General features: G+C 69.5%; 16 protein-coding genes. 13 read left to right on the top strand and 3 right to left on the bottom strand.

What is annotated here, in order from left to right:
* Nucleotides 1-52: 52 nt before the first annotated feature.
* The 5 genes from HWX36_RS24100 to HWX36_RS24080 all read left to right on the top strand — a co-directional run bounded on the left by HWX36_RS24100 (nt 53) and on the right by HWX36_RS24080 (nt 5,365).
* Nucleotides 53-289, top strand: coding sequence for a hypothetical protein (locus tag HWX36_RS24100; protein WP_208457822.1), 237 nt, complete (start codon nt 53-55; stop codon nt 287-289).
* Nucleotides 290-494: 205 nt separating this feature from the next.
* Entirely contained in the window at nt 495-1,007 is a 513-nt protein-coding gene (locus HWX36_RS24095) for a fimbrial protein (RefSeq protein WP_069247917.1), read from the top strand.
* Between the two features lie 119 nt (nt 1,008-1,126).
* On the top strand, nt 1,127-3,580 hold the full coding sequence (locus HWX36_RS24090) for a fimbria/pilus outer membrane usher protein (protein ID WP_175955429.1): 2,454 nt from the start codon (nt 1,127-1,129) through the stop codon (nt 3,578-3,580).
* Between the two features lie 16 nt (nt 3,581-3,596).
* Nucleotides 3,597-4,343 (top strand): molecular chaperone, encoded by a 747-nt coding sequence (locus HWX36_RS24085; RefSeq protein ID WP_175955427.1) that lies wholly within the window; start codon nt 3,597-3,599, stop codon nt 4,341-4,343.
* Nucleotides 4,340-5,365, top strand: a complete 1,026-nt coding sequence (locus HWX36_RS24080) for a fimbrial protein (protein ID WP_244136505.1) — start codon at nt 4,340-4,342, stop codon at nt 5,363-5,365. The genes HWX36_RS24085 and HWX36_RS24080 overlap by 4 nt, the downstream gene beginning before the upstream one ends.
* Nucleotides 5,366-5,519: 154 nt before the next feature.
* On the opposite strand, the gene HWX36_RS24075 is transcribed toward HWX36_RS24080, so the two are convergent.
* Entirely contained in the window at nt 5,520-5,657 is a 138-nt protein-coding gene (locus HWX36_RS24075; RefSeq protein WP_175955423.1) for an HHHH-motif protein, read from the bottom strand.
* Between the two features lie 46 nt (nt 5,658-5,703).
* Nucleotides 5,704-5,928, bottom strand: coding sequence for a hypothetical protein (locus HWX36_RS24070; RefSeq protein WP_175955421.1), 225 nt, complete (start codon nt 5,926-5,928; stop codon nt 5,704-5,706).
* 281 nt (nt 5,929-6,209) lie between these two features.
* Between HWX36_RS24070 and HWX36_RS24065 the strand changes: the two genes are divergently transcribed.
* The 7 genes from HWX36_RS24065 to HWX36_RS24035 all read left to right on the top strand — a co-directional run bounded on the left by HWX36_RS24065 (nt 6,210) and on the right by HWX36_RS24035 (nt 13,023).
* The gene (locus tag HWX36_RS24065; RefSeq protein WP_175955419.1) at nt 6,210-6,866 is read left to right on the top strand and encodes an RNA polymerase factor sigma-70; all 657 of its coding nucleotides are present in this window, start codon (nt 6,210-6,212) and stop codon (nt 6,864-6,866) included.
* Between the two features lie 86 nt (nt 6,867-6,952).
* Nucleotides 6,953-7,195 (top strand): MbtH family NRPS accessory protein, encoded by a 243-nt coding sequence (locus tag HWX36_RS24060; protein ID WP_175955417.1) that lies wholly within the window; start codon nt 6,953-6,955, stop codon nt 7,193-7,195.
* 45 nt (nt 7,196-7,240) lie between these two features.
* Nucleotides 7,241-8,248 (top strand): TauD/TfdA family dioxygenase, encoded by a 1,008-nt coding sequence (locus HWX36_RS24055; protein ID WP_175955408.1) that lies wholly within the window; start codon nt 7,241-7,243, stop codon nt 8,246-8,248.
* Nucleotides 8,248-9,096 (top strand): ABC transporter ATP-binding protein, encoded by an 849-nt coding sequence (locus HWX36_RS24050; RefSeq protein ID WP_175955399.1) that lies wholly within the window; start codon nt 8,248-8,250, stop codon nt 9,094-9,096. Before HWX36_RS24055 ends, HWX36_RS24050 begins: the two co-directional genes overlap by 1 nt.
* On the top strand, nt 9,093-11,183 hold the full coding sequence (gene fhuB, locus HWX36_RS24045; RefSeq protein ID WP_175955397.1) for a Fe(3+)-hydroxamate ABC transporter permease FhuB: 2,091 nt from the start codon (nt 9,093-9,095) through the stop codon (nt 11,181-11,183). Before HWX36_RS24050 ends, fhuB begins: the two co-directional genes overlap by 4 nt.
* Nucleotides 11,180-11,980: a siderophore-iron reductase FhuF gene (gene fhuF / locus HWX36_RS24040; protein ID WP_175955395.1), complete on the top strand. Its 801-nt coding sequence runs from the start codon at nt 11,180-11,182 to the stop codon at nt 11,978-11,980. Before fhuB ends, fhuF begins: the two co-directional genes overlap by 4 nt.
* A complete protein-coding gene (locus HWX36_RS24035) occupies nt 11,977-13,023 on the top strand; it encodes an iron-siderophore ABC transporter substrate-binding protein (protein ID WP_175955393.1) in 1,047 nt (348 codons plus the stop codon). Before fhuF ends, HWX36_RS24035 begins: the two co-directional genes overlap by 4 nt.
* A gap of 215 nt (nt 13,024-13,238) precedes the next feature.
* Here the strand turns inward: HWX36_RS24035 and HWX36_RS24030 are convergent, their stop codons facing one another.
* The gene (locus tag HWX36_RS24030) at nt 13,239-14,984 is read right to left on the bottom strand and encodes a cyclic peptide export ABC transporter (protein ID WP_175955391.1); all 1,746 of its coding nucleotides are present in this window, start codon (nt 14,982-14,984) and stop codon (nt 13,239-13,241) included.
* Nucleotides 14,985-15,256: 272 nt separating this feature from the next.
* On the opposite strand from HWX36_RS24030, the gene HWX36_RS24025 reads away from it, so the two are divergent.
* Nucleotides 15,257-24,934: a non-ribosomal peptide synthetase gene (locus HWX36_RS24025; protein WP_175955389.1), complete on the top strand. Its 9,678-nt coding sequence runs from the start codon at nt 15,257-15,259 to the stop codon at nt 24,932-24,934.
* Nucleotide 24,935: the final 1 nt, after the last annotated feature.

Here is a 24,935-nt window from a genome sequence, read left to right as displayed (position 1 = left end):
ATGAGAGCGGCGAAGTGTCGCAGTAAAACGTTTGCATTCGTATCGCAATCGTTTGCGCGAAAAAATCATATTGATTGAATCGCCGGTTAATTTCCTGTTTGTTGAAAATGATTTGATGTTGGCGTTGTCGTCAGGCAACGATGGCGGCTTTGGACAAGATTTTGTCTTTTTCGCGGATGATTTGCCTGGAGCCAATGCCAGCAAGGAGGGGCGGGTTGGCGGCGACTGTCGATCGAAAATGTCTTTAATCTTCAATTGCTTCCATGGAATAAAAAAGGACTGCGGATAAAAATCCCGGGATTGAAAATGGGTGGGAAATGGTGCTGGTTTAGAGGGGTAAATCGAAGATTGTCAGAAGCATTTGACAATGATTTACAGAAAACTTTCATAATTATCTCGATAATGCCGCCTCGTGACGGACGGAAGCCAACCACGCGCTGCCGTTTGTGTCCGCCACGTCATCTACTCCATTTGCACTCCTTACGGGTAACGTCATGAAAAAATCCCTCCTGACCGCTGTCGCACTCGCGGCCCTGTCGACCTCGGCCTTCGCAGCGGGCACCGGCACGATCAACTTCACGGGCGAGATCGTCGCGGGCGCATGCGGCATCGATTCGGGTTCGGTCAACCAGACCGTGAACCTCGGCAAGGTGCCGACCAACGTGTTCAAGCAGGCCGGCGACAAGTCCACGCCGACCAACTTCGACATCAAGCTGACCGATTGCGACACGAGCGTCGCACAGAACGCGTACTTCACGTTCACGGGCACGTCGAGCGCAGGCCAGCCGAAGCTGCTCGCGACGATCGGTTCGGCAACCAACGTCGGCATCCGCCTGCAGGCCGCGTCGGGCGAATACCTCGACAACGGCGCCGAGCAGAAGGCGCCGACCGTGCTGCAGAACGGCACGAACATCGCACGCTTCGCCGCCATGTACGAAGCGACCGCGGCCGGCGTGACGCCGGGTACCGCCGAAGGCGTCGCGAACTTCACGGTCCGCTACCAGTAAGCCGCCGTACCGGGGAAGGGTGTGCGCACTCTTCCTCGTTCGTTTTTCCTCCTTTTTCCTCTTCCCTGGACTTCCGGTAGCGCCGCGTGCGAATCAGACATTCCTTCCTTTGCGTCTCCGTGCTGGTTGTCAGCAGCCAGAGCCATGCGACGGAATTCAATTCGTCGTTCCTGAACATCGACGGCTCGAACAACGTCGATCTGTCGCAGTTCTCGCAAGCGGATTTCACGCTGCCCGGCGAGTACATGCTCGACGTGCAGGTCAACGACCTGTTCTACGGGCTGCAGGCGATCGAATTCATCGCCGTCGACACATCGGGGGCGGGCAAGCCGTGCCTGCCGCCGGAACTCGTCGCGCAGTTCGGGCTGAAGCCGTCGCTCCTGAAGGACCTGCCGCGCTTCCAGGGCGGACGTTGCGTCGATCTCGGCGCGATCGAGGGCGCGACCGTGCGCTACCTGAAAAGCGACGGGCGGCTCAAGATCACGATTCCGCAGGCCGCGCTCGAGTTCACCGACACGACCTACCTGCCGCCGTCGCGCTGGTCCGAAGGGATTCCGGGCGCGATGCTCGACTATCGCGTGATCGCGAACACGAACCGCAACTTCGGTACGGGCGGCAGCCAGACGAATTCGATCCAGGCCTACGGGACGGTGGGCGCGAACTGGGATGCATGGCGCTTTCGCGGCGACTACCAGGCGCAATCGAACGTGGGCAATACGGCCTACGCGGACCGCACGTTCCGCTTCAGCCGGCTTTATGCCTTTCGCGCGCTGCCGTCGATCCAGTCGACGGTGACGTTCGGCGACGACTACCTGACTTCCGACATCTTCGACACGTTCGCGCTGACGGGTGCGTCGATCCGCAGCGACGACCGCATGCTGCCGCCTTCGCTGCGCGGCTATGCGCCGCTGATCTCGGGCGTCGCGCGCACCAACGCGACCGTGACGGTCTCGCAGGCGGGCCGCGTGTTGTACGTGACGCGCGTGTCGCCGGGCGCGTTCGCGCTGCAGAACATCAATACGAGCGTGCAGGGCACGCTCGACGTCGCGGTCGAGGAAGAGGACGGCAGCGTGCAGCGCTTCCAGGTGACGACGGCCGCCGTGCCGTTCCTCGCGCGCGCCGGGCAATTGCGCTACAAGGCCGCTGTCGGCAAGCCGCGCCTGTTCGGCGGCGCCGGCATCACGCCGTTCTTCGGCTTCGGTGAAATCGCCTACGGCCTGCCGTTCGACGTCACGGCGTACGGCGGCTTCATCGCCGCGTCGGGCTACACGTCGATCGCGCTCGGCCTGGGCCGCGATTTCGGCGCGTTCGGCGCGCTGTCGGCCGACGTCACGCATGCGCGGGCGACGCTGTGGTGGAACGGCGCGACGCGCAACGGCAACTCGTACCGCATCAACTATTCGAAGCACTTCGACGGGCTCGATGCCGACGTGCGCTTCTTCGGTTATCGCTTCTCCGAGCGCGAATACACGAACTTCGCGCAGTTCTCGGGCGACCCGACCGCGTACGGCCTCGCCAACAGCAAGCAGCGCTATTCGGCGACGCTGTCGAAGCGTTTCGGCGACACATCGACCTATTTCTCGTACGACCAGACGACCTATTGGGAACGTGCGAACGAGCAGCGCGTCGGCCTCACGCTGACGCGCGCGTTCTCGATCGGCACGCTGCGCAACCTGAACGTGAGCGTGTCGGCGTTTCGCACGCAGAGCGCCGGTGCCAGCGGCAACCAGGTCTCGGTCACCGCGACGTTGCCGATCGGCGGCCGCCACACCGTCACGTCGAACCTGACGACGGGCAGCGGCAGCACGAGCGTGAACGCGGGCTACATCTACGACGATCCGGATGGCCGCACCTACCAGATCAACGCGGGCGCGACCGACGGACGCGCGTCGGCGAACGCGAGCTACCGCCAGCGCTCGTCCGCGTATCAGCTGACCGCGCAGGCGTCGACGCTCGCCAATGCGTATGCGGCCGCCTCGCTCGAAGTCGACGGCTCGTTCGTCGCGACGCAATACGGCGTGTCGGCGCACGCGAACGGCAATGCGGGCGACACGCGCCTGCTGGTGTCGACCGATGGCGTGCCCGATGTGCCGCTGTCCGGCACGCTCTCGCGTACCGATTCGCGCGGCTATGCGGTGCTCGACGGCATCTCGCCGTACAACGTGTACGACGCGACCGTCAACGTCGAGAAGCTGCCGCTCGAAGTGCAGGTGACGAACCCGATCCAGCGCATGGTGCTGACCGACGGCGCGATCGGTTTCGTGAAGTTTTCCGCCGCGCGCGGCAGCAACCTGTACCTGACGATGACCGACCCCGCCGGCAAGCCGCTGCCGTTCGGCGCATCGGTGCAGGACATGGCGAACGGCAAGGAGCTCGGCATCGTCGGCGAGGGCGGTGCGGCGTTCCTGACCCAGGTTCAGCCGAAATCCACGCTGGCGGTGCGGGCGGGCGAACGCACGCTCTGCACGATCGACACGCTGCCGAACCAGCTCCAACTCGAAGGCACGCCGATTCCGGTGACGTGCCAGACGCCCGGCGAGTCGCATGCAGCGGCCGCACGGGTCGAACGATGAATTCACGGATCAAGCGATGAAAAATTCCTTCTCCCTTTCCTTCCCGCGGCGCGCAGGGTGCGTGCTCGCAACCGCCGGCGCGTTGTTCGCGGGCGCCGCGCAGGCGGCGATCGTGCCCGATCGCACGCGCGTGATCTTCAACGAAGGCGAACAGGCCGCGATCGTCACGATCACCAACAAGAGCACGACGTACCCGTATCTCGTGCAGTCGTGGCTCGAGGACGCGAAGGGCAACAAGATCACGTCGCCGCTGATGGTCGTGCCGCCGCTGCAGCGCGTCGAGGCGAACGAGCGCAACGTGCTGCGGATCGCGAAGCTGCCGGGCACCGAATTGCCGGCCGATCGCGAATCGGTGTTCTACCTGAACATCCGCGAAGTGCCGCCGAAGACGGATACGCCGAACACGCTGCAGATCGCGCTGCATACGCAGATGAAGCTGTTCTACCGGCCGAAGGCCGTGCAGCCGGCGCGCGACGAGGACTGGACGCTGCCGATGACGTTGCGGGTCGATCCGGCCGCGCACAAGCTCGTGTTCGACAATCCGACGCCGTATCACATCACGATCGTCGGCCTGGCTTCGGGGGCGCAGAAGACGCACGTGCCGCTGGAGCCGGTGATGGTGAGCCCGATGAGCACGGCCGACGTGCCGTTCAAGGGCGCGACGCCGTCGACGCTGTTCGTCACGCATGTGGACGACTACGGCGGCCAGGTGGCGGTGGAGTATGCGTGTGAGGCCGGTGCGTGCAAGAGCGTGAAGCAATGAGCGGGGGCATGCGAAAGGGCGCGCCAACGATGACGGCGTGGTTGCGCTGGGCGATGCTGGCCGTGCTGGTCGCCGTCGTGCAGCCGGCGTTCGCGGTGCGCTGCGTGACCAGCGGCGGCGCGACATCGATGACGGAGCCGATCGGCGGCGTCGCGTCCTATCCGACCGACGCGCCCGACGGGTACGTGATCTGGGTGTCGCCGGTTCGCAATACGACGGGCTATTGCTTCAAGGATCTGGGCGGCAAGGGCAACATCGACATTTCCGACCCGATCTCGTTCTATGCGAATCCGAACAAGCAGAACCCGGCCGGGTGGGGGCTCGAGATCGGCATCCGCTACAAGGGCACCGACTATTTCGGTGCGGGGAGCCAGCCGGGCACGGGCGTACCGACGGGCAAGACAGTGCCGCCGTGCACGGACCGGGAGCTGAACGCCGGCCGGTGCCCGAAGATTTCGATCGACATCGCCTACCAGGTGGTGGTGCGCAAGCGCGGGTCGTGGGTGCAGCCGCCAAGCGACGTTTACACGGTGTTCCAGTTCGACGGCGCGAAAGGGCTGAACGCGATCAACCCGAGTTTCCAGTATCGCCTGAGCGGCCTGAGCAATCTCAAGCCGACGCCGTGCTTTGTCGACGTGCTCGTGACGCCCGAGCCGGGCATCGTCAATTTCGGGCAGGTGCAGGCGGTCGGCAACGGCTTCATGCCGGCGGTGCCGCGCAAGCGGTTCTCGTTGTCGCTGACCAAGAAATGCAACGTCGCGGTGCGCGTCGACGGGTACTTCGAAACGAGCTATCCGGTCCGGAACGGTTTGCTGGTGCCCGCGAAGGACAGCAATTTCGGCATCGGCATCGAAGACGGCACGGGCAAGGCGATTCCGTTCAACGAGCAGTTCACGCTGGCGCAGTTCGCGTCGAACGTGATGAGCCAGAGCGTGCTGATGGATGCGGTGCTGAAGTCGTTCGGGCCGCCGAAGATCGGGCGATTCGATGCGACGGCGACGATCCGGCTGTTCATCTATTGATCCCGGCGCAGGCGGCGGGCAACAAAAAACCCTCGCATCGGAGGGTTTCGGGGCGGCTGCGATGTCCGGCAGCCTGCTGCGGTCGTCACGGTCATTTTCGCGACCGGACGGGACCGCGACGGAGCGGCGCCGGTTTCCCGGCGCGTTGCTCTGCTTACCGCACCCAGCGGCAAATCTTGTGATGGTGATGATCGAAGTGACACACGCGGTGCGGATGCGCTTCGGCGATCGCCGGCACGAGCACGGCGGCGGCGAGCGCCGCGACGGTCAGGGTCTTGAGTAGCGTTTTCATGTTGAGGTCCTGTTGTTGAAGATCGAATTACGGGAAGGGGAGGGCATCACCACTGCTGCTGCGGGCGCTGATCGTCGCGACGGTCGTCCCGGCGGTCACCGGGATGCTGCGCCTCCCAGTCGCGGCGCTCCCAGTAGCGATGTCCGTCCCAGTAACGATCGCCATGCCAGCCGATCGTGATTTCGGCCGGCGCCGGATAGGCGACGCAGCCGGTGAGCATGACGCTCGATACCACGCCCGCCATGACGGCGGATAACACGATGGATTTCATGTCGTTCTCCCTTGGAAACGGCAACCCGATCGTACGAGCCCTCAAAATTTCACGTGGTAATAAGTTGCTACCGCACATGACACGCGCAGGCGTTTCGACAGACGCGTGAAAGATCGTGTCGGCGCGGCGCCGCCGGCGGCCCCGTCCTATCTGTCCGAGCAACGATTGCATCGATTATTCGGACAAATCCTGACAACTGGAAGGGTCATCTCGTAATAGTATTGAGAATGATTTGCGTTTACGTTAAATTGCGCTATCTCGGAATTTGACGGAGCAGATCGATGGCGATGGCGGAAGTGCTCGACCGACCGGCGGCGGCAGCGGCCAACCCGTTCCTCGGCAATTTTCCCGACCGGCCGCCGCGTGCGCGCCGTGCCGCGGCGGCCCGTGCGCAGGGTGCGTTGCTCGACGTGCTGATCTCCCATCGCGCGATGCTCGTCAATGTCGCGCGCGGCTTCGTCGGTTGCGCGAGCCGCGCCGAGGACGTCGTGCATGACGTGTTCGTGAAACTCGTCGAATTCCCCAACCAGGACGCGGTGCGCCAGCCGGTCGCGTACGTGACGCGGATGGTGCGCAATGCGTCGATCGATGCGTGCCGCCGGCAAAGCCTCGAGAACGTCTATCACACCGAAGAGGACGACGGCTTCGACGTGCCGTCGCCCGAGCCGACGCCGGAAGCCGCGCTGCTGACGCGCGACACGCTGCGGCGCGTGTGGGCCGCGCTCGACGACCTGCCGGCGCGCAGCCGTGCCGCCTTCGAGATGGTGCGGCTGCGCGAGGAGACGCTGCAGACGGCGGCGCGCGCGCTGAACGTGTCGCAGACGCTCGTGCATTTCATGGTGCGCGACGCGGAGCGCCACTGCGCGGAATGCCTCGACGCGTGCCATCGCGGCGTCGCGTGCCCGGTGTTCCTGGGCGGCCGCGCACGCCGCCGGTAAAAAACCGCGCCGGCCAATCGTCTAACAGACAGGAGCGGCCGACACCGCCGCTTCGCCACCTTCAACCGCCTCAGCGATTTCCGATCATGACGCAAGCCACGACGCCTTCCGCCGACACCGACGACCTCGTCTATACGGTCGTCATCAACGACGAAGAACAGTATTCGATCTGGCCGACGTTCCGGCCCGTGCCGGCCGGCTGGCGCGAGATCGGCGTGAGCGGCCCGAAAGCCGACTGCCTCGCGCACATCGAGACCGTCTGGACCGACATGCGCCCCGCGAGCCTGCGCCGCGCGATGGACGGCGAGCGCGCGACCCGCGCGTCGTGACCCGCTGCGCCGGGTTTCCGGCGCGCCACCTGAAGAGGACGTTGCATGACCCTGCTTTCGTTGCCGACGCTCGACGACCTGCGTATCGAGCCGGGGCTGCCCACCGTCGTGTCGCCGCGCGGCAGCGACGGAATGTCGATCGACGACGCCGCGCCGCTGGCGCGCGAGATCGCGGCCGGCACGCTCGAACGGGCGGGCGGCGTGCTGTTCACGGGCTTTCGCGTGCCGTCGATCGACGCGTTCCAGCAGTTCGCGGCGTCGTTCGGCGATCCGCTGATCGGCTATGAATACGCGTCGACGCCGCGCAGCCAGGTCGAAGGCGCGGTCTACACGTCGACCGAATACCCGCCGCACCGCGCGATTCCGCTGCACAACGAGCAGTCGTACACGCGTGAATGGCCGCTGCGGATCTGGTTCCACTGCGCGCTCGCGGCCCCGAAGGGCGGTGCGACGCCAATCGCGGACAGCCGCGCGGTTTACCGCGCGCTCGATCCGGCGCTGGTTGCGCGCTTCGAGAAGCGCGAGCTGCTGTACGTGCGCAATTTCGGGCAGGGGCTCGACTTGCCGTGGCAGCAGTCGTTCGGCACCGACGAGCCGGCCGAGGTCGAACGGATGTGCGCGGCGCGCGGCATCGAATGCACGTGGCGAACGGACGACGACGGCGAACTGCTGCTGCGCACCCGCGAACGTTGCCAGGCCGTTGCGCGCCATCCGCGCACGGGCGAGCGCGTGTGGTTCAACCAGGCGAACCTGTTTCACCTGTCGGCGCTCGACGACGACATGCAGGAAGCGCTCGTCGACGCGGTCGGGCTCGAGAACGTGCCGCGCAACGTGTATTACGGCGACGGCGAACCGCTCGAAGCCGATGCGCTCGCTCAGATCCGCGGCGTGCTCGACCGGCAGCGCATCGTGTTCCCGTGGCGCACGGGCGACGTGCTGATGCTCGACAACATGCTGACCGCGCATGCGCGCGACCCGTTCGAGGGGCCGCGCAAGGTCGTCGTCGCGATGGCGCAGAGTCATACGGTCCCGCGCGACCGAACGGAGGATTGATGACGTGTAGTACCGCCGCGCTTGCCGCGCGCGGGCTGTCGGTAGGCTATCGCGACCATGTCGTGATCGACGGGCTGGACCTGTCGATCGCGGCCGGCCGCGTCACCGCGCTGTGCGGACCGAACGGCTGCGGCAAGAGCACGCTGCTGCGCACGCTCGCGGGCCTGCAGCCCGCCCGTGCCGGCCATGTCGAAGTCAACGGCCGGCCGCTTGCGTCGTTTCGCCGTCGCGCGCTCGCGCGCGAGCTGACGATGCTCGCGCAGTTCAACCAGATTCCGTTGGGCCTCACGGTGCGCGAGCTCGTCGCGTACGGGCGCTATGCGTATGGCGGCTTCCTGCGCGGCCTGTCGCGGGCCGACCATGCGGCGATCGACGAGGCGCTCGAGACGAGCGGCCTCGCCGACGACGCGAACCGCGACGTCGGTGCGCTGTCCGGCGGCGAGCGTCAGCGGGCGTGGATCGCGATGGCGCTCGCGCAGCAGGCGCCGATCGTGCTGCTCGACGAACCGACGACCTACCTCGACATCCATCATCAGCTCGACATCCTCGATGCGCTGCGCACGCTGAACCGCACGCGCGGGCTGACGATCGTGTGGGTGCTGCACGACTTGAACCAGGCGGCCGCGTACAGCGACGAGATCGTGCTGATGCGCGCGGGCCGCCTTGTCGCGCAGGGCACGCCCGACGCGATGCTCGATCCGGCGCGGCTGCGTGCGGCGTTCGGCGTCGAGATGCTGAAGCTCGCGCATCCGCGCACGGGCGCCCCGATGTGCGTGCCGGCCTACGGGCCGTCCACCGACGGCGCGCCGCAGGCGGCCGGCGTCCTCGACCGGGATCTGGCCGTATGACGACGTTCGCGATGCGCAAGCGCCTCGCGGCGGCGGGGAAGGGCGCGGCTTCGGGCCGGGCAGGCGCGATCGCGTTCGGCCTCGTCACGTTGATCGCGCTGCTCGCAGCGCTGCGCGTCGCCCCCGATCTGCGCGTGTGGCGGGACGCCGTGCCCGGCAGTGATGCTGCTGCGCTCGCGCACGTGTTCCTGTTCGACCTCAACCTGCCGCGCGTCGCGGCCGCGCTCGTCGCGGGCGGCTGCCTCGGCATCGCGGGCGCGCTGTTCCAGTCGCTCACGCGCAATCCGCTCGCGTCGCCCGACCTGCTCGGCGTGACGGGCGGCGCCCAGCTCGGCCTGCTCGCGGCGATGCTGGTGCCGGCGCTGGCCGGTGTCGCGTCGGTGCCGCTGCTGTTCGTCTGCGGGCTGGCCGCGGCCGCAATCGCGATCGTCGCGGCCGGCGGCTGGCGCGCGACGCCGTTGCGGCTCGTGCTCGCGGGCAGCGTGTGCATGCTGCTGTTCGCGGCGCTGTCGACGCTCGTGCTTGCCTTCTTCGAGCAGAACATCGCGGGCGCCGCGCTGTGGACCAACGGCAGCCTCTACCAGCCGGGCGCGACGGGCCTCGGGCTCGCCGCGCGCTGGCTCGTCGTGCCGCTCATCGCGTTGCCGTTCGTGATCCGGCCGCTGAATCCGCTCACGCTCGGCGACGATGCGGCGGCCGCGGCCGGCGTGCGCGTCGATGCGACGCGGCTCGCCGCGACGATCGTTGCGGTCGCGTTCACGAGCGTGGCGGTCAGTATCGCGGGCCCGCTGTCGTATGTCGGCCTCGTCGCGCCGAACCTGCTGCGCCAGGTGCGCGGCGCGCGCGCGGCGCGGCTCGGCGTGCTGGTGCCGCTGTCGGCGCTCGCGGGCGGCGCGCTCGTGCTCGTCACCGACAGCGCGGTGCTCGCGTCCGGCCTCGATGTGACGCTGTCGACCGGCGTCGCGATCGCGCTCGTTGGCACGCCGCTGATGCTCGCGATGATCCGGCGCGGCGCCGCGTGGTCGGGCGTGCTGCATGCGGATGGCGAACGCGCGGCAGGCGGCGGCTCGACGCGGCTCGTGGGCTGGCTCGAACGGCTCGGCTGGCCGCTGCGCACCGCGCTGTTCGTCGCGGCAGGCGTGCTGATCGTGTTGGTGGGCGTATCGGCCGGCCCCGAGTGGCTGTCGATCGGGCGCTGGTCCGATGCGCTGTCCGGTCACGATGCGCTCGCGCGGATGCTGATCGACCTGCGCATGCCGCGCCTGCTGTGCGCGCTTCTGGCCGGCGCGCTGCTGGCGGTGAGCGGCGTCGCCATGCAAAGCGTCGTGCGCAATCCGCTCGCAGGCCCTGAAGTGCTCGGCGTCACGCAGGGCGCGGGGCTGGTCACGCTGTTCGCGTTGTCGACGTGGCCGCTGATGGGCCACCTGACGCTCGCGGCTGCCGCGCTGATCGGCGGCGGACTGTCGCTCGCGATCACGCTCGCGCTGAATCACCGGCATCGCTACGCGCCGCTCGCGGTGGCGCTGACGGGCATCGTGATCGGCGCACTGTGGACCACGCTCGCGCAGTGGCTGATCACGCAGGAAAGCGTGCAGCCCGCGCGTTTCGTCGTGTGGCTCGTCGGCGGGACTTATGGCCGGAGCTGGGGCGAGGTGTCGATGCTGCTGCCGTGGTGCGTGCTCGCCGTGCCGGTGTTTGCGTGGCTCGCGAAACCGCTCGACATGCTCTTACTCGGCGACGATCAGGCGGCCGCGCTCGGCCTGCCGGTGGCCGTGCTGCGGCCGCTCGCGCTGACGATCGCGACGCTCGCCGCGTGCGCAGCCGTCGCGGCGGTCGGGCCGGTCGGCTTCATCGGGTTGATGGCGCCGCACGTCGCGACGATGCTCGGCGCGCGCCGGCACCGTACGCGGTTGTGGCTCGCGGCCGCGTGCGGCGCGCTGATCCTCGGTGTGGCGGATCTCGCGGCGCGTACGGTCGTCGCGCCGCGCGAAGTGCCGGCCGGCGTGCTGACCGCGCTGATCGGCGCACCGTACCTGCTCGGGTTGCTGATCCTCGAGGGGCGCCGCGCCCGGCGCGCAGGGCGATGACGCCCGCGCTCGACGGCGCGCCTGCCACGCGTTTTTCGACGTTCGCGCCCGAACCGTTCGCCGACCACCTCGACGTCGTCTGGCTCGGCATGCCCGACGACGCGCACGCGCCGGGCCGCATCGTCGTGCCGGTCAGCGCGTTGCCCGCGCACCGCGACATCGTGCTCGACGCGATGGTCGGCCATTACGGCGGCGATCCTGCGCAGCATGCGCGCGCGCTGATGTCGCAATGGAGCAAATACTATTTCGGCCGCGCGGCGCCGGCCGGCGTCGTCGCCGCGCTGACGCTCGGCCGCCCGCTCGACATGACGCCCGAGCGCACGTTCGTCGCGCTCGACGACGGGATGCCCGCCGCGCTGTACTTCCCGCGCGATGCGCTCGGCGAACCGTGCGACGCCCCGGCGGCACGCTATGCGGGGCTCGTCTCGCATCTTGGCGCCGTGATCGATGCGCTCGCGGCGATGGGCCGCGTCACGCCGCGCGTGCTGTGGAGCAACGCAGGCAACCTGCTCGACTACCTGCTCGATACGTATCGTTCGCTGCCATGCGCGGCCGATCCCGTTCGGGATGCGGACTGGCTGTTCGGTTCGAGCTGCATGCATGGCGAACCGAATCCGCTGCGCGTACCGGTGCGCGATGCCGTGCCGCGCTCGGCGCTGCTGCCGACGCCGTTTCGCGCACGCCGCGTGTGCTGCCTGCGCTATGAAATTCCTGGAGAAACGCAACTGTGTGGAAGCTGCCCCCTGCTACTGACGATGGACGACGCGGCGCTGGCCGGGCAGGACGCGATCCGGTGACGGATGCCGGCCGCCGGCACGCGCTCGGCGCACTCGCGGCGCTCGGCGCCGCGTGCTGCGGCGCGCTTGGCGCACGGTCCAGCGCCGTTGCCGCGACCCTCGACGCTCATCGCGTGCAGGGCGCGCAGGGCGTGCGCGCGCCGGGCGCGGTGTCGCTGGCCGGCAATCCCGTCGTGTCCCAGGCGAGCGCGACGATGCCGGTGCGCCCGCAGCGCGTGGTCGCGCTCGACTTCATGTTCGCGGAAAGCGTGATCGCGCTCGACATCGTGCCGGTCGGGATGGCCGATACCGCGTTCTATCCGGGCTGGCTCGGCTATCAAAGCGACCGGCTCGCGCACGTGACCGATATCGGCTCGCGCCAGGAGCCGGGCCTCGAAGCGATCGCGGCGGTCAAGCCCGACCTGATCATCGGCGTCGGCTTCCGGCATGCGCCGATCTTCGACGCGCTCGACCGGATCGCACCGACGATCCTGTTCCAGTTCAGCCCGAACGTGTCCGATGGCGGCGTGCCGGTCACGCAGCTCGACTGGATGCGGCGGATCTTCCGGACGATCGGTGCGGTGACGGGGCGCGACGCGCGCGCGCAGGCGGTCGATGCGCAGCTCGATGCGGGCATCGCGCGCAATGCGGCGCGGCTCGCGGCCGCGGGCAGAACGGGCGAGCGCGTCGCGCTGCTGCAGGATCTCGGCTTGCCCGACCGCTACTGGGCCTATACGGGCAACAGCACGTCGGCGGGCCTCGCACGGGCGCTCGGCCTCGATCCGTGGCCGAACAAGCCGACGCGGGAAGGCACGTTGTACGTGACGTCGGCCGATTTGCTCAGGCAGCGCGAGCTGGCCGTGCTGTTCGTGACCGCATCGGGGATGGAGGTGCCGCTGTCCGCGAAACTCGATTCGCCGGTGTGGCGCTTCGTGCCCGCGATGAAGGCGCACCGGATCGAGCTCGTCGAACGCAATATCTGGGGGTTCGGCGGGCCGATGTCGGCGCTGAAACTGGCCGACGTGATGACCGATACGATGCTGAAGCTGCCGGCCGTGCGTTGAGCGCGTGCGTGCGCGCCGCTCGATCGGCGGATGATGCGGCTTCGGCTTCGGCTTCGGCTTCGACGGGCAGCGCGTTGCGGTCGGCCTGATTCGCGGTGAACCGCCCGGGCTTTTCCACGATCGCGCCGCACACCCGGAACCTGTCCTTCTGAAACGCAAATCGCCGACGCACTGCCATGGCAGCGCGCCGGCGATTTTTTTGATCGACTGCCGCGTTACGCGCTCAGCGCATCGACGCCATCCTGCGCGCGCGAGCGCGCCGGCGTCGTGTCGCTGACGATGCGCCCATTGTCGAGTTTCAGCAGGCGGTCGGCGAGATCGAAGTAGCGGTCGTCGTGCGTGATCACGATCACGGCCTTGCCGCGCGCGCGCAGCTCGGGCAGCAGTTGCTCGTAGAACACGGCCTTGAACGACGGGTCCTGGTCGGCCGCCCATTCGTCGAACAGGTAGAACGGCCGGTCCTCCAGGTACGCGACGACGAGCGCGAGCCGCTTGCGCTGCCCGGTCGACAGCGCGCGGGTCGAGAACGCGCCGTCGACCACCTTCACCTTGTGGTCGAGCGCGAGTTTCGCGACGAGCGCGTTCGCGCGCGCATCGGCCTGCGCACGGGACGGATCGTCGGGATCGACGATGCCGAGCAGCGCATCGAACAGGTGGAAATCGTTGAACACCGCGCTGAAGCGTTGCCGGTACGCGGCGCGCTCGCGCCAGCCGATCGCGCGGCCGTCGACCTCGATCGTGCCTTCTTCCGGTTCGTAGAGCCCCGTCAGCACCTTCGCGAGCGTCGTCTTGCCGCTGCCGTTGCCGCCGACGATGAACACAAGCTCGCCCGGCTGGATCGTCAGGTTGATCGGCCCGATGCTGAACATCCGTTCGTCGCGCTCGTGGAAGTACGCATGCGTGACGCCGCGCAGCGTCACGGAGCCGGCCGGCGGCACGTCCGGCGCGTCGGACGCGGGCGGTACCGTGCGCAGCGCGCCGAATTCGGCCATCACGCCTTCGATCCGCGTGAGCGACACGCGGGCCGCGTTGACGGTCGGCAGGTTGTTCAGGAGTCCGTCGAGCGGCACCAGCATGAACAGGAACACGACGACGTAGCCGGCGGCCGCGGCCGGATCGGCATGCACGCCGAGTTGCGGCCAGAACGACGCGATGCCGAGGAACACATAGAACAGGAAGATGATCCAGCCGACGCCGACCGCATATGCGCTGAACGCGCGGCGGCGGTGGTCGCGTACTTCGCCGATCGCGGCGCCGAGCTGGCCGTCGACGAACTGGCGTGCGCGTTCGTCGTGCAGCTTCAGCTCCTTCGCGCCGGAAAACAGCGAGCCGAGATAGCCGAACAGGCGGTCCTGCGCCTGGCCGGCCGCTTCGAGCGACGCGATCGCGCGGCGGTCGCCCGTGTGATAGCCGAGCGAGCCGGCAATGATCGCGGCCAGCGCCAGCAGGCACACGGGCCACGACAGCCACGCGAGATAGCCGAGGCAGCCGAACACGATCGAGCCGTGCATGACCAGGTTCGGCAGCGCGAAGAACAGCATCGACACGTTGGTGGCGTCGTCGGTCAGCACCGACTGCACGGGCGCCGCGCCGATCCGCTCGATGTCGCGCAGTTCGGCCGCGCCGACGCGCCGCGCGAGATGCACGCGCAGCCGCGCCATCGTGTCCTGCGACAGGCGGGCAAACAGCGTGCCCGACACGATTCGCGTGACGAGCGCGATCACCGCGCACAGCGCGAAGCGCCACGCGAGCGACGCGTCGGCCGCGCCCGGCTGCGAGAGCGCGCGGTTCAGCGTCGCGACGAGCAGCACGCTCGCGACGCCGTTCAGCACGCACGCGGTGAGCGCCAGCGCGAGCGACGCACGGCTTTCGCGCAACAGCGCAAGGATCAGGCGCGCCGCGGGGCGGCCGGGGGAAGCGTCGAGGGGCGGCGGGGAAGAAGGCTCGTGGGCGGCAGTCATCGGCAACGTCGGTAAAGGGAAGGCAAGCAAAAACGCGGAAACGGCAAAACGGACGTGAAAGCGGCCGGCGAGGCGGGGCCCCGTTCCGGCGTTCCTCCCTGATAGACGAACGGGCCGCGCGAATATTTACCGGCGTGTTCAAAAAAAGCCTTCGCGCGGGCTTTGAGCACAAAACGGTAAAAAATCGGCCGCGCCGTTCGTCACACCAGTGAAGCCGCCCCAAGCGGCCCCGAGACTTGGCCGAAGCGGCCGGACCGAAGGACTTCACGCACATGACGAGTTTCCCGACTGCGCTGCATCACCGAATCCGCGAACTGGCGCGCCTCGCGCCCGATGCACCCGCCATCGCGGTCCCTTTCCAGAATGACTTGCGCCTGTCGCGCGGCGCGCTCGACGCGCGGGCATCGCGGCTGGCCCGGCAACTGCGCGCGGCCGGCGTCGGCGCGGAAGTGCGGGTGGGCGTGTGCGTCGAGCGTTCGTGCGAATTGTTCGTCGCGCTGCTGGCCGTGCTGAAGGCGGGCGGCGTGTTCGTGCCGCTCGACCCGCGTCATCCGGCCGCGCGCCTCGACTGGATCGTCCAGGATGCGCAGTTGCGCCACGGGATCGTCGATGCCGCTGGCCGTGCGGCGCTCGGTCAGCCGTTCGAGCACGCGTTTGACGCGGCAGCGAAAGCGGAAGCGGCGGATGAGCAGGACATTTACGCCGATGACGAGGCCGTGCCCGTCCACCCGCGTTCGGCCGCCTACATGATTTATACGTCGGGTTCGACCGGCACGCCGAAGGCGGTCGTCGTCGAACACGGGCCGCTCGCCGCGCACTGCGACGCGCTCGCGGCCGCGCTGCCGATCGAGGCCGGCGACCGCCTGCTGCATTTCGCGTCGGTCAATTTCGACGCCGCGCACGAATGCTGGCTGGCGCCGCTCGCAGCCGGCGCCAGCATCGTCGTGGCGCCGCCGCAGCCGTTCGCGCCGGATGCCGCGCATGCGTTGATGGTTAACGAATCGGTCAACGTCGCCGCGTTCCCGCCTGCGTACCTGCGCGAATTCGCGGCGGTGGCCGCACGCGACGGCGTGCCGCCGGCACTGCGCGTGCTCGCGTTCGGCGGCGAAGCGCTGCCGCAGCAGGCATTCGAATTCGTGCGCGGCACGTTCCCGTCGGTACGCCTGATCAACGGCTACGGGCCGACGGAGGCCGTCATTTCGCCGATGCTGTGGCCGGTCGAGCCGGGCGAGACGCCCGTGCTGGCCGCCACCGACGCGTATGCGGCGTTGCCGATCGGCCGCGCGATCGGGCCGCGCGTCGCGCGTATCGACGGCGGCGAAGGCGACGGCGTGGGCGAACTGCTGCTGGGCGGCGTGTGCGTCGCGCGCGGCTATCACGGCCGTCCGGCGCTGACGGCCGAACGCTTCATTCCCGATGCCGACGGCGAACCCGGTGCGCGCGTATACCGCACCGGCGATCTCGCGCGACTGCGCGAAGACGGCGCATTCGACTATCTCGGCCGCCTCGACGATCAGGTCCAGGTGCGCGGCGTGCGTGTCGAGCCCGCTGAAATCGCCGCATGCCTGCGCTCGCATCCGGCCGTGGCCGACGCGGCCGTGGTCGCCGAAAACGGCAACGGGCCGACGCGGCTGATCGCGTGCGTCGCGTTGCGCGCGGCGGCCGACGATGCGGCGCTGAAAGCACACGTGGCCGCGCAACTGCCGGCCGCCTGGCAGCCGCACCGGTTCGTGCGTTGCGATGCGCTGCCGTATACGCTGAACGGCAAGATCGACCGCGCCGCGCTGCGCGAGAAGATTGCCGCGGCGCGCGACACCGCACAAGACAGCGGCGACACGCCGCGCACGCCGACCGAACGGCAGCTCGCCGGCCTCTGGCAGACGTTGCTCGGCCTTGACGTCACGCCGTCGCGTGACGACCGGTTCTTCGCGCTGGGCGCCGATTCGCTCGCCGCGATGCAGTTGCAGGCCGCGATCCGTGCGGCCGTACGCGTGAACCTGCGGCTCGATACGCTGTTCGCCGATCCGGCGCTCTTCGAACTGGCCGAAGCGGTCGATCGTGCGGAACGCGAAACCGGCGAACCGCCGGCCACCATTTCCGCGCGCCGCGCGCCGGCCGAAGCGGCCGGATCGGACGCGCCGCACGTCGACCGCGCCGCGTCGCTCGCGCAGCAACGCTTCTGGGTGCTCGCGCAGACACGTGACGCAAGCGCCGCGTATCACATCGCCGCGCACTGGACGATTGACGGCATGCTCGATCGCACTGCGTTGCAGCGCGCGCTCGATCACGTGATCGAGCGCCACGAAGCCTGGCGCACGACGCTCGTCGACAACGACGACGGCATCGTGATGCAGCGGATTCATGCGCATCTGCACGTGCCGATCGTCGACGTCGACCTGCGCGACCAGCCGCCCGCCGCACGCGACGCGCAAGCCGCGCGTCTCGCCGAGCGCGATGCGGCTGAACCGTTCGACCTCGCACGCGGCCCGCTGCTGCGCGCGACGCTGGTCGCACTCGCCGACAACCGTCACCGCCTGTTGCTGACCGCCCATCACGCGATCACCGACGGCTGGAGCTCGCGCTGCGCGTTTGACGAGCTGTCGGCCGCCTATCGTGCGTACGCCGAAGGCCGCGAACCGTCGCTGCCCGAACTGCCGATCCAGTACGCCGACTATGCGGACTGGCAACGCGACATGCTGGCCAGCGGCGAGGGGGAGCGTCAGCTCGACTACTGGCGCGATGCGTTGCGCGCCGCGCCGGGCCCGCTCGCGCTGCCGGTCGATCGTCAGCCGGGGGCGGTACGCACGCTGCAAGGCGCACGCGTGTCGGTGCGGCTGCCCGACGCGGTCGCGGCCGACGTGCGGCAACTCGCGCGCGACGCGCAGGCCACCCCCTTCACGGTGCTGCTGGCCGCGCTCGACGCGTGGCTGTCGCGCCTGACCGGCGCAACGGATGTCGTCGTCGCGGTGCCGGTCGCGCATCGCCAGCGCCCGGAAACGCGCGCGCTGCTCGGCCTGTTCCTGAATACGGTCGCGCTGCGCGTACGCGTGGCGCCGACGCTGCCGTTCCGCACGCTCGTCGATGCGACGCGCACGGCGGCGCTCGACGCGGTCGCGCATCAGGACGTGCCGTTCGAGCGCGTCGTCGATGCGGTGAAGCCGCCGGTCAAGCGCGGCGACGAATGGCTGCGCGTGAAATTCGCGCAGCAGTTCGACGCGCGGCACGACAGCGTGCTGCCGGGCGCGACGGCCGTCGCGACGCCGGGGCCTGACCTCGCCGCACGCTTCGACTTCGCCGTGGATTTCACCGACGATGCAGATGGCATCGAACTGGTCGCGGCGTATGCGACCGACTGCATCGACGGCGACACCGCGCGCGCATGGCTCGACAGCTATGCCGCGCTCGTGGGTGCGGCCGCGCGCGATCCGCACCAAACGACGGCCGTCCTGCCGTGTGATGCATCGGCGGCTTCGCGCCAGCCGCGCGACGGCCGTGCGCTGCGCGTCGAACATGCGGACATCGTCGCCGCGTTCGCGCGGCAGGCGGCCGCGTACCCGCATCGCGTCGCGCTCGCCGACGCGTCGGCATCGCTGACGTTCGCCGAACTCGACGACGCATCGAACCGCATCGCACGCGCGCTGACCCAGCGCGGCGTGGCCGCCGAAGCGGCCGTCATCGTCTGCATCGAACGGTCGGCGCGCTTCGTCGTCGGTTTGCTCGGCGCGCTGAAGGCCGGCGCATTGGCCGTGTTGCTCGATCCCGCCCAGCCCGCCGCGCGACTGGCCGCGGCGGCAGCCGACTGCGGCGCGCGCTGGGCGCTCGTCGCGGAGCCGGCCGCCTGGCCGGCCGGCATCGACGCACAGCCGCTCGACGTCGATACGCTCGCGCAGGACGCCACGCTCGCGCATGCAGCCGGCGTGCGCCTCGCGCCGCATCCGGAGCAGGGGGCATACCTGATCTATACGTCGGGCTCGACCGGCACGCCGAAGGGCGTCGTCGTGTCGCACGGCGCACTCGCCGACTACGTGCAGGGGATGCTCGACGAACTCGCGTTCGCACCGGACGCGTCGTTCGCGATGGTGTCGACCGTCGCGGCCGACCTCGGCCACACGACGCTGTTCGGCGCGCTGTGCGCGGGCCGCACGCTGCACCTGCTGCCGGCCGCGTGCGCGTTCGATCCCGACCTGTTCGCCGATGAAATGCGCCGCCGCGAAGTCGGCGTGCTGAAGATCGTGCCGAGCCACCTGCAGGCGCTGCTCGATGCGCGCGTGCCGGCCGACGTGCTGCCGCGCCACGCGCTCGTGACCGGCGGCGAAACGCTCACGTGGGCGCTCGTCGCGCGCCTGGCCGCGCTTGCGCCAGCCTGCCGCGTGATCAACCACTACGGGCCGACTGAAGCGACGGTCGGCGCGATCGCCTGCGACACGGCGTCGATCGCCGCCGATGCGCGCGATCCCGCGAGCGGCGTGCCGCTCGGCCTGCCGCTGCCGAATGCGCGCGCGCTGGTGCTCGACGCATTCGGCGCGTGCGTGCCGGCCGGCGCGACGGGCGAACTGTATCTGGGCGGGCCGGGCGTCGCGCGCGGCTACCTCGGACGCCCGGCGCAGACCGCCGAGCGCTTCGTACCCGATCCGTTCACGCCCGGCGCGCGGCTGTATCGCACCGGCGACCGCGTGCGCCTGCGCGCGGACGGCCGCCTCGCGTTCCTCGGCCGTATCGACGATCAGGTGAAGATTCGCGGCTATCGCGTCGAGCCGGGCGAGGTGAGTGCGGCCGTGCGCGCGGCCGGCCAGGTCGCGCAGGCCGACACCCTCGCGATCGAACACGACGGCCGCTTGCGGCTCGCGACGTTCGTCGTGATGCGCGACGGTGCGACCTTCGACGAGACTGCGTTGCGCGAAGCGCTTGCCGCGAAGCTGCCCGACTATATGGTGCCCGCGCAGTTCGTCGCGCTCGCGCGCCTGCCGGTCACCGCGAACGGCAAGATCGATCGCGCCGCGTTGCGTGAACGGGCGGCCGCGCCGGTCGCGACGGCATCCGGCGATGCGCCGCAGGGCGCGGTCGAAACGGTGCTCGCGGAAGTCTGGCAGGCCGTGCTGAAGGCGCCGAAGGTCGGCCGCGGCGACAACTTCTTCGAGCTCGGCGGCGATTCGATTCTCGTGCTGCAGGTGATCGCCCGTGCGCGCAAGCGCGGCGTGCGATTCACGCCGAAGCAGCTGTTCGACGGCCCGACGGTTGCCGAACTCGCACGCATTGCGAAGACGGAGGACGTGGCGGCCGCTGCCGCCGCACAACCTGCGGCCGCGGCTGGCGTGCCGGCGGCTGCGCAGGTCCTGACGCCCGCGCAGCAGCGCTTCTTCGCGCTCGATATCCCGCATCCGGGCCACTGGAACCAGTCGGTTGCGTTCGATGTGCGCGGGCCGTTCGACGCCGACGCCTTCGCGCGCGCCTTCGCATCGTTGCTGACGCATCACGACGCATTCCGCCAGCGTTTCGCGGGGGGCGCCGACGGGACGTGGCACGCCAGCGAGGCGGCGAAGCCGTACGACGCGCTGCCGTTCGCCGAAGTCTCCGCCCGCGACGAAGGCGACGCGCTGCAGCGCTTCGACGCGCTGCAGCGTCGCCTCGACCTCGGCCGCGGGCCGCTTGCCTGCGCGTGCGCGGCACGCTTGCCGGACGGCTCCACGCAGCTCCATCTCGCGATTCACCATGCGATCGTCGATGGCGTGTCGTGGCGCATCCTGCTCGACGACCTCGACACGGCGTACCGCGCCGCTTGCGAACGCGCGCCGGTCAAGCTGTCGCAGCCGGGCCTGCGCGCGGATGCATGGGCGGCTCGGCTCGCACGTGCGGCAATGGAACCGGCCTCGCCGTTCGCGGCCGAGGCCGCGTACTGGGCCGGCATGGCGCAGGGCGACGACATCGTGCCCGATCATCCCGACGCGGCGGCAACGAACGCCGATGCGGCCGTCGTCGTGCAGACGATCGACGCGGCATTGACTCGCGCGGCGCTGACCGATGCGCATGCGGCCTATCGCACGCAGACGATCGACCTGCTGGGCGCGGCGCTCGCACTGGCGCTGGCCGGCGTGAGCGGTGCCGCGTCGTGCCGTGTCGAACTGGAAGGGCATGGCCGCGAGGCACTGTTCGACGACGCGGACGCCAGCCGCACGATCGGCTGGCTGACGAGCCATTACCCGGTGACGCTGCCGGTCGCGGCCACGGCGCGTGACACGCTGTGCGCGGTCAAGGACGTGCTGCGCGCGGTGCCGCACAAGGGTCTCGGTTTCGGCGTGCTCGCGCACTACGGCGATGCGGCGACGCGTGCGGCGCTGGCCGCCGTGCCGCGCCCGCGCGTCACGTTCAACTATCTCGGCCAGTTCGACGCGCCGCGCGATGCCGTGCTCGTGCCGCGCTTCGGCGGCGCCGGCGTCGAGCGCGATCCCCAGGGGCCGCTCGGCAATACGCTCGCGATCCACGCGTACCTCGATACGGATCGTGACGGCGCGCGCACGCTGAAAGTGCACTGGGTCTACGGCGCACCGCAATTCGAACGCGCGACGATCGACGCATTCGCCGAACGCTTCGCGGCGGCGCTGCGCGAACTCGTCGACACGTGCGCATCGCGCGTGGCGCATCGCGGCGGCGGCGCGACGCCGGGCGATTTCCCGCTCGCGCAGTCCGCCGGTCTCACGCAGGCCGCGATCGAGCGCACGCCGCTCGACTGGCGCACGATCGACGACGTGTATCCGTTGTCGCCGATGCAGCAGGGCATCCTGTTCCATGCGCTGTTCGCGCCCGGTCACGCCAGCTATGTGAACCAGCTCGTCGCGACCGCGACCGCACTTGACGCCGACCGGCTCGCGGCCGCATTCGACGCGTCGATCGCCCGCCACGACATCCTGCGCACGAGCGTGATGCCGGACGAAGCCGCGCCGCTGCAGTGCGTGCATCGCCATGCGCGGATGCCGGTCGAACGGCTCGACTGGCGCACCCGCGGCGACACGCTCGAGGCCGAGTTCGACGCGTGGCTCGCGGCCGATCGCGCCCGCGGTTTCGACTGGCGCGAGCCGCCGCTGATGCGGCTCACGCTGATCCGCGTGACCGACGACGCATGGCGCGTCGTGTGGACGCGTCATCACGTGCTGCTCGACGGCTGGAGCACGGCGCGCCTGCTCGCCGACGTGCTGCGCGACTATCGCGACCCGGATGCCGTGTCGCCGTTCGCAAGCCGCCCGGCGCTGCGTTATCGCGACTTCATCGCCTGGCTCGGCACGCGCGACCGCGACGCCGACGAGCGCTTCTGGACGGAACGCCTCGCACGACTCGACGCACCGACGCTGATCGCGGCACGCACGGCCGACCGTGCGGATGCCGAAATGCTCACGTGGCGCGCAACGCTCGACGCCGGCGCGACGACGCGTGTCGCGCAAACCGCACGCGCATTGAAGCTGACCGTCAACACGCTGGTGCAGGGCGCCTGGGCGCTCGCCCTGCAGCGGATGACGCACCAGCCGGCCGTCGCGTTCGGCGCGACCGTCGCGGGCCGCCCCGATGCACTCGCGGACGTCGATTCGGTGCTCGGCCTGTTCATCAACACGCTGCCGGTGATCACCGCGCCGGCGCCGCAACAACGCGCGGCCGGCTGGCTGCAAACGCTGCAACGCGAGAACGCGGCTGCCGCCGAGCACGCGCACGCGCCGCTCGCCGACATCCAGCGCTGGGCGCGCGGCGCGGGTGGCGCCCTGTTCGACACGCTGGTCGTGTTCGAGAACTACCCGGTGGACGACACCGCGCGCGACGCCGATCCGCGTGCGCTGGCGTTGAGCGGCGTGCGCAGCATCGAAGCCACCGATTTCGCCCTGACGCTCGTGATCGAGAGCGGCGCCGAGCTGACGATCGACTACGGCTACGACACCGCGCGCGTCGATGCGCGGCAGGTTGAAACCTGGCACCGCGCGTTTGCATGCGCGCTCGATGCGCTGGCCCGCACGCCGGATGCGCTGCTCGGCACGCTGTCGATCGCCGACGAAGCGACTCGCGACGCGCTGGTCCGTGCGCGCAACACCGCGCACGCCTGGCCGGACGCGCAACGCCAGCCGCTGCATCTGCAATTCGCCGATGCGGCGCGGGCGACGCCCGACGCGATCGCGCTCGAATACGCGGACGTTCACGGCGGCGTGCATCGCGCGACCTATCGCGAACTCGACGCCAGCACGTCGCGCATCGCGGCCGCATTGCGCCGGCGCGGCGTGCAGCCCGACACGCCGGTCGCTCTGTGCGTCGAGCGTTCGTTCGACATGGTGATGGCGCTGGTTGGCGTGCTGAAGTCCGGCGCGGCTTACTTGCCGGTCGATCCCGACTATCCGCCCGAGCGCATCGCGTACCTGCTGCGCGACGCGCGGCCGGCCGTCGCGATCACCCAGGCTCATCTGCGCGAGCCAGTCGAAGCGGCGCTCGGTGACGGTGCGGGCACGCAGTTGCTGACGGTTGCCGACCTGCTCGCCGATGAAACCGCCAATGAAGCCGGACACGACGCCGCCGGCGCGACCGCGGCGATCGACGACGCGCAGCTCGCGTACCTGATCTACACGTCCGGTTCGACCGGCAAGCCGAAGGGCGCCGGCAACACGCACGGCGCGCTCGCGAACCGGATCGCGTGGATGCAGCACGCTTACCGGCTGACACGCGACGACGTCGTGCTGCACAAGACGCCGTTCGGCTTCGACGTATCGGTGTGGGAATTCGTGTGGCCGCTGGCGATCGGCGCGAAGCTCGCGATCGCCGCGCCCGGCGACCATCGCGATCCGGCGCGCCTGGCCGCCGCGATCCACGCACACGGCGTGACGGTGTTGCACTTCGTGCCGTCGATGCTGGCCGCGTTCGCCGCGTATCTCGACGATTTCTCGGCCGCCGCGCAGTGCGACAGCGTGCGCCTGATCGTTGCAAGCGGCGAGGCGCTCGCGCCTGAACTCGTCGCGAAGACGGCGCGGCTGCTGCCGAACGCGACGCTCGTGAACCTGTACGGGCCGACCGAAGCCGCGATCGACGTGTCGCACTGGACCTGCGGCCCCGACGATGCGGAGGCTGCCGCGGTGCCGATCGGCCATCCGATCGCGAACCTGCAACTGCACGTGCTCGATGCGGCGTGGCAGCCGGTGCCGGCCGGCGCGACCGGCGAACTGTATCTCGCGGGCGCGGGCCTCGCGCGCGGCTATCTCGGCCGTCCGGCGCTGACCGCCGAGCGTTTCGTGCCCGATCCGTTCGTGCCGGGCGCGCGCATGTACCGCACCGGTGACCTCGCCCGACGGCGTGCCGACGGTGCGCTCGACTACCTTGGCCGCGTCGATACGCAGGTCAAACTGCGCGGCCAGCGGATCGAGCCGGGCGAGATCGAGGCGCTGCTGCGCGCGGCGCCCGGCGTGAACGACGCCGTCGTGATCGTGCGCGACGAGCAACTGATCGGCTATGTCGCACGTGGCGACGCGGGCCCGCTCGACCAGGTGGCGCTGCTCGACGCGCTCCGTGCGCAATTGCCGGCCTACATGGTGCCGTCGCGACTGATCGAACTCGACGCGCTGCCCGTCACGCCGAACGGCAAATGCGATCGCCATGCGCTGCCCGCGCCGGCGCGCGAAGCGGCAGCCGACGTCGCGCTCGCGACCGACACGGAACGCGCGCTCGCCGGGATCTGGCAACGCGTGCTGCACGTGGAGGCGATCGGCCGTGACGGCGATTTCTTCCTGCTCGGCGGCCATTCGCTGCTCGCGACGCAGGCCCACGCGCAGGCGAACCTGCACTGGGGGCTCGCATTGCCGCTGCGCACGCTGTTCGACACGCGCACGCTGGCGCGCTGCGCGGAGGCGATCGACGCGGCCTGCGCGGCGCGCGGCGAAACCGACGCGGCGAGCGCGATCGATGCGCTGCTCGGCGAACTGGAAACCCAATAAG

The sequence above is a fragment of the Burkholderia sp. BCC0405 genome (genome assembly GCF_902833075.1).
Lineage (GTDB): Bacteria > Pseudomonadota > Gammaproteobacteria > Burkholderiales > Burkholderiaceae > Burkholderia.
This window is presented reverse-complemented; position numbering and strand designations above follow the sequence as displayed.

Coding starts and splice junctions, on each gene's coding strand:
- HWX36_RS24055 (WP_175955408.1), top strand. CDS start 7,241: ATGACCCTGCTTTCGTTGCCGACGCTCGACGACCTGCGTATCGAGCCG.
- HWX36_RS24095 (WP_069247917.1), top strand. CDS start 495: ATGAAAAAATCCCTCCTGACCGCTGTCGCACTCGCGGCCCTGTCGACC.
- fhuF (WP_175955395.1), top strand. CDS start 11,180: ATGACGCCCGCGCTCGACGGCGCGCCTGCCACGCGTTTTTCGACGTTC.
- HWX36_RS24025 (WP_175955389.1), top strand. CDS start 15,257: ATGACGAGTTTCCCGACTGCGCTGCATCACCGAATCCGCGAACTGGCG.
- HWX36_RS24070 (WP_175955421.1), bottom strand. CDS start 5,928: ATGAAATCCATCGTGTTATCCGCCGTCATGGCGGGCGTGGTATCGAGC.
- fhuB (WP_175955397.1), top strand. CDS start 9,093: ATGACGACGTTCGCGATGCGCAAGCGCCTCGCGGCGGCGGGGAAGGGC.
- HWX36_RS24065 (WP_175955419.1), top strand. CDS start 6,210: ATGGCGATGGCGGAAGTGCTCGACCGACCGGCGGCGGCAGCGGCCAAC.
- HWX36_RS24080 (WP_244136505.1), top strand. CDS start 4,340: ATGAGCGGGGGCATGCGAAAGGGCGCGCCAACGATGACGGCGTGGTTG.
- HWX36_RS24085 (WP_175955427.1), top strand. CDS start 3,597: ATGAAAAATTCCTTCTCCCTTTCCTTCCCGCGGCGCGCAGGGTGCGTG.
- HWX36_RS24030 (WP_175955391.1), bottom strand. CDS start 14,984: ATGACTGCCGCCCACGAGCCTTCTTCCCCGCCGCCCCTCGACGCTTCC.
- HWX36_RS24075 (WP_175955423.1), bottom strand. CDS start 5,657: ATGAAAACGCTACTCAAGACCCTGACCGTCGCGGCGCTCGCCGCCGCC.
- HWX36_RS24060 (WP_175955417.1), top strand. CDS start 6,953: ATGACGCAAGCCACGACGCCTTCCGCCGACACCGACGACCTCGTCTAT.
- HWX36_RS24050 (WP_175955399.1), top strand. CDS start 8,248: ATGACGTGTAGTACCGCCGCGCTTGCCGCGCGCGGGCTGTCGGTAGGC.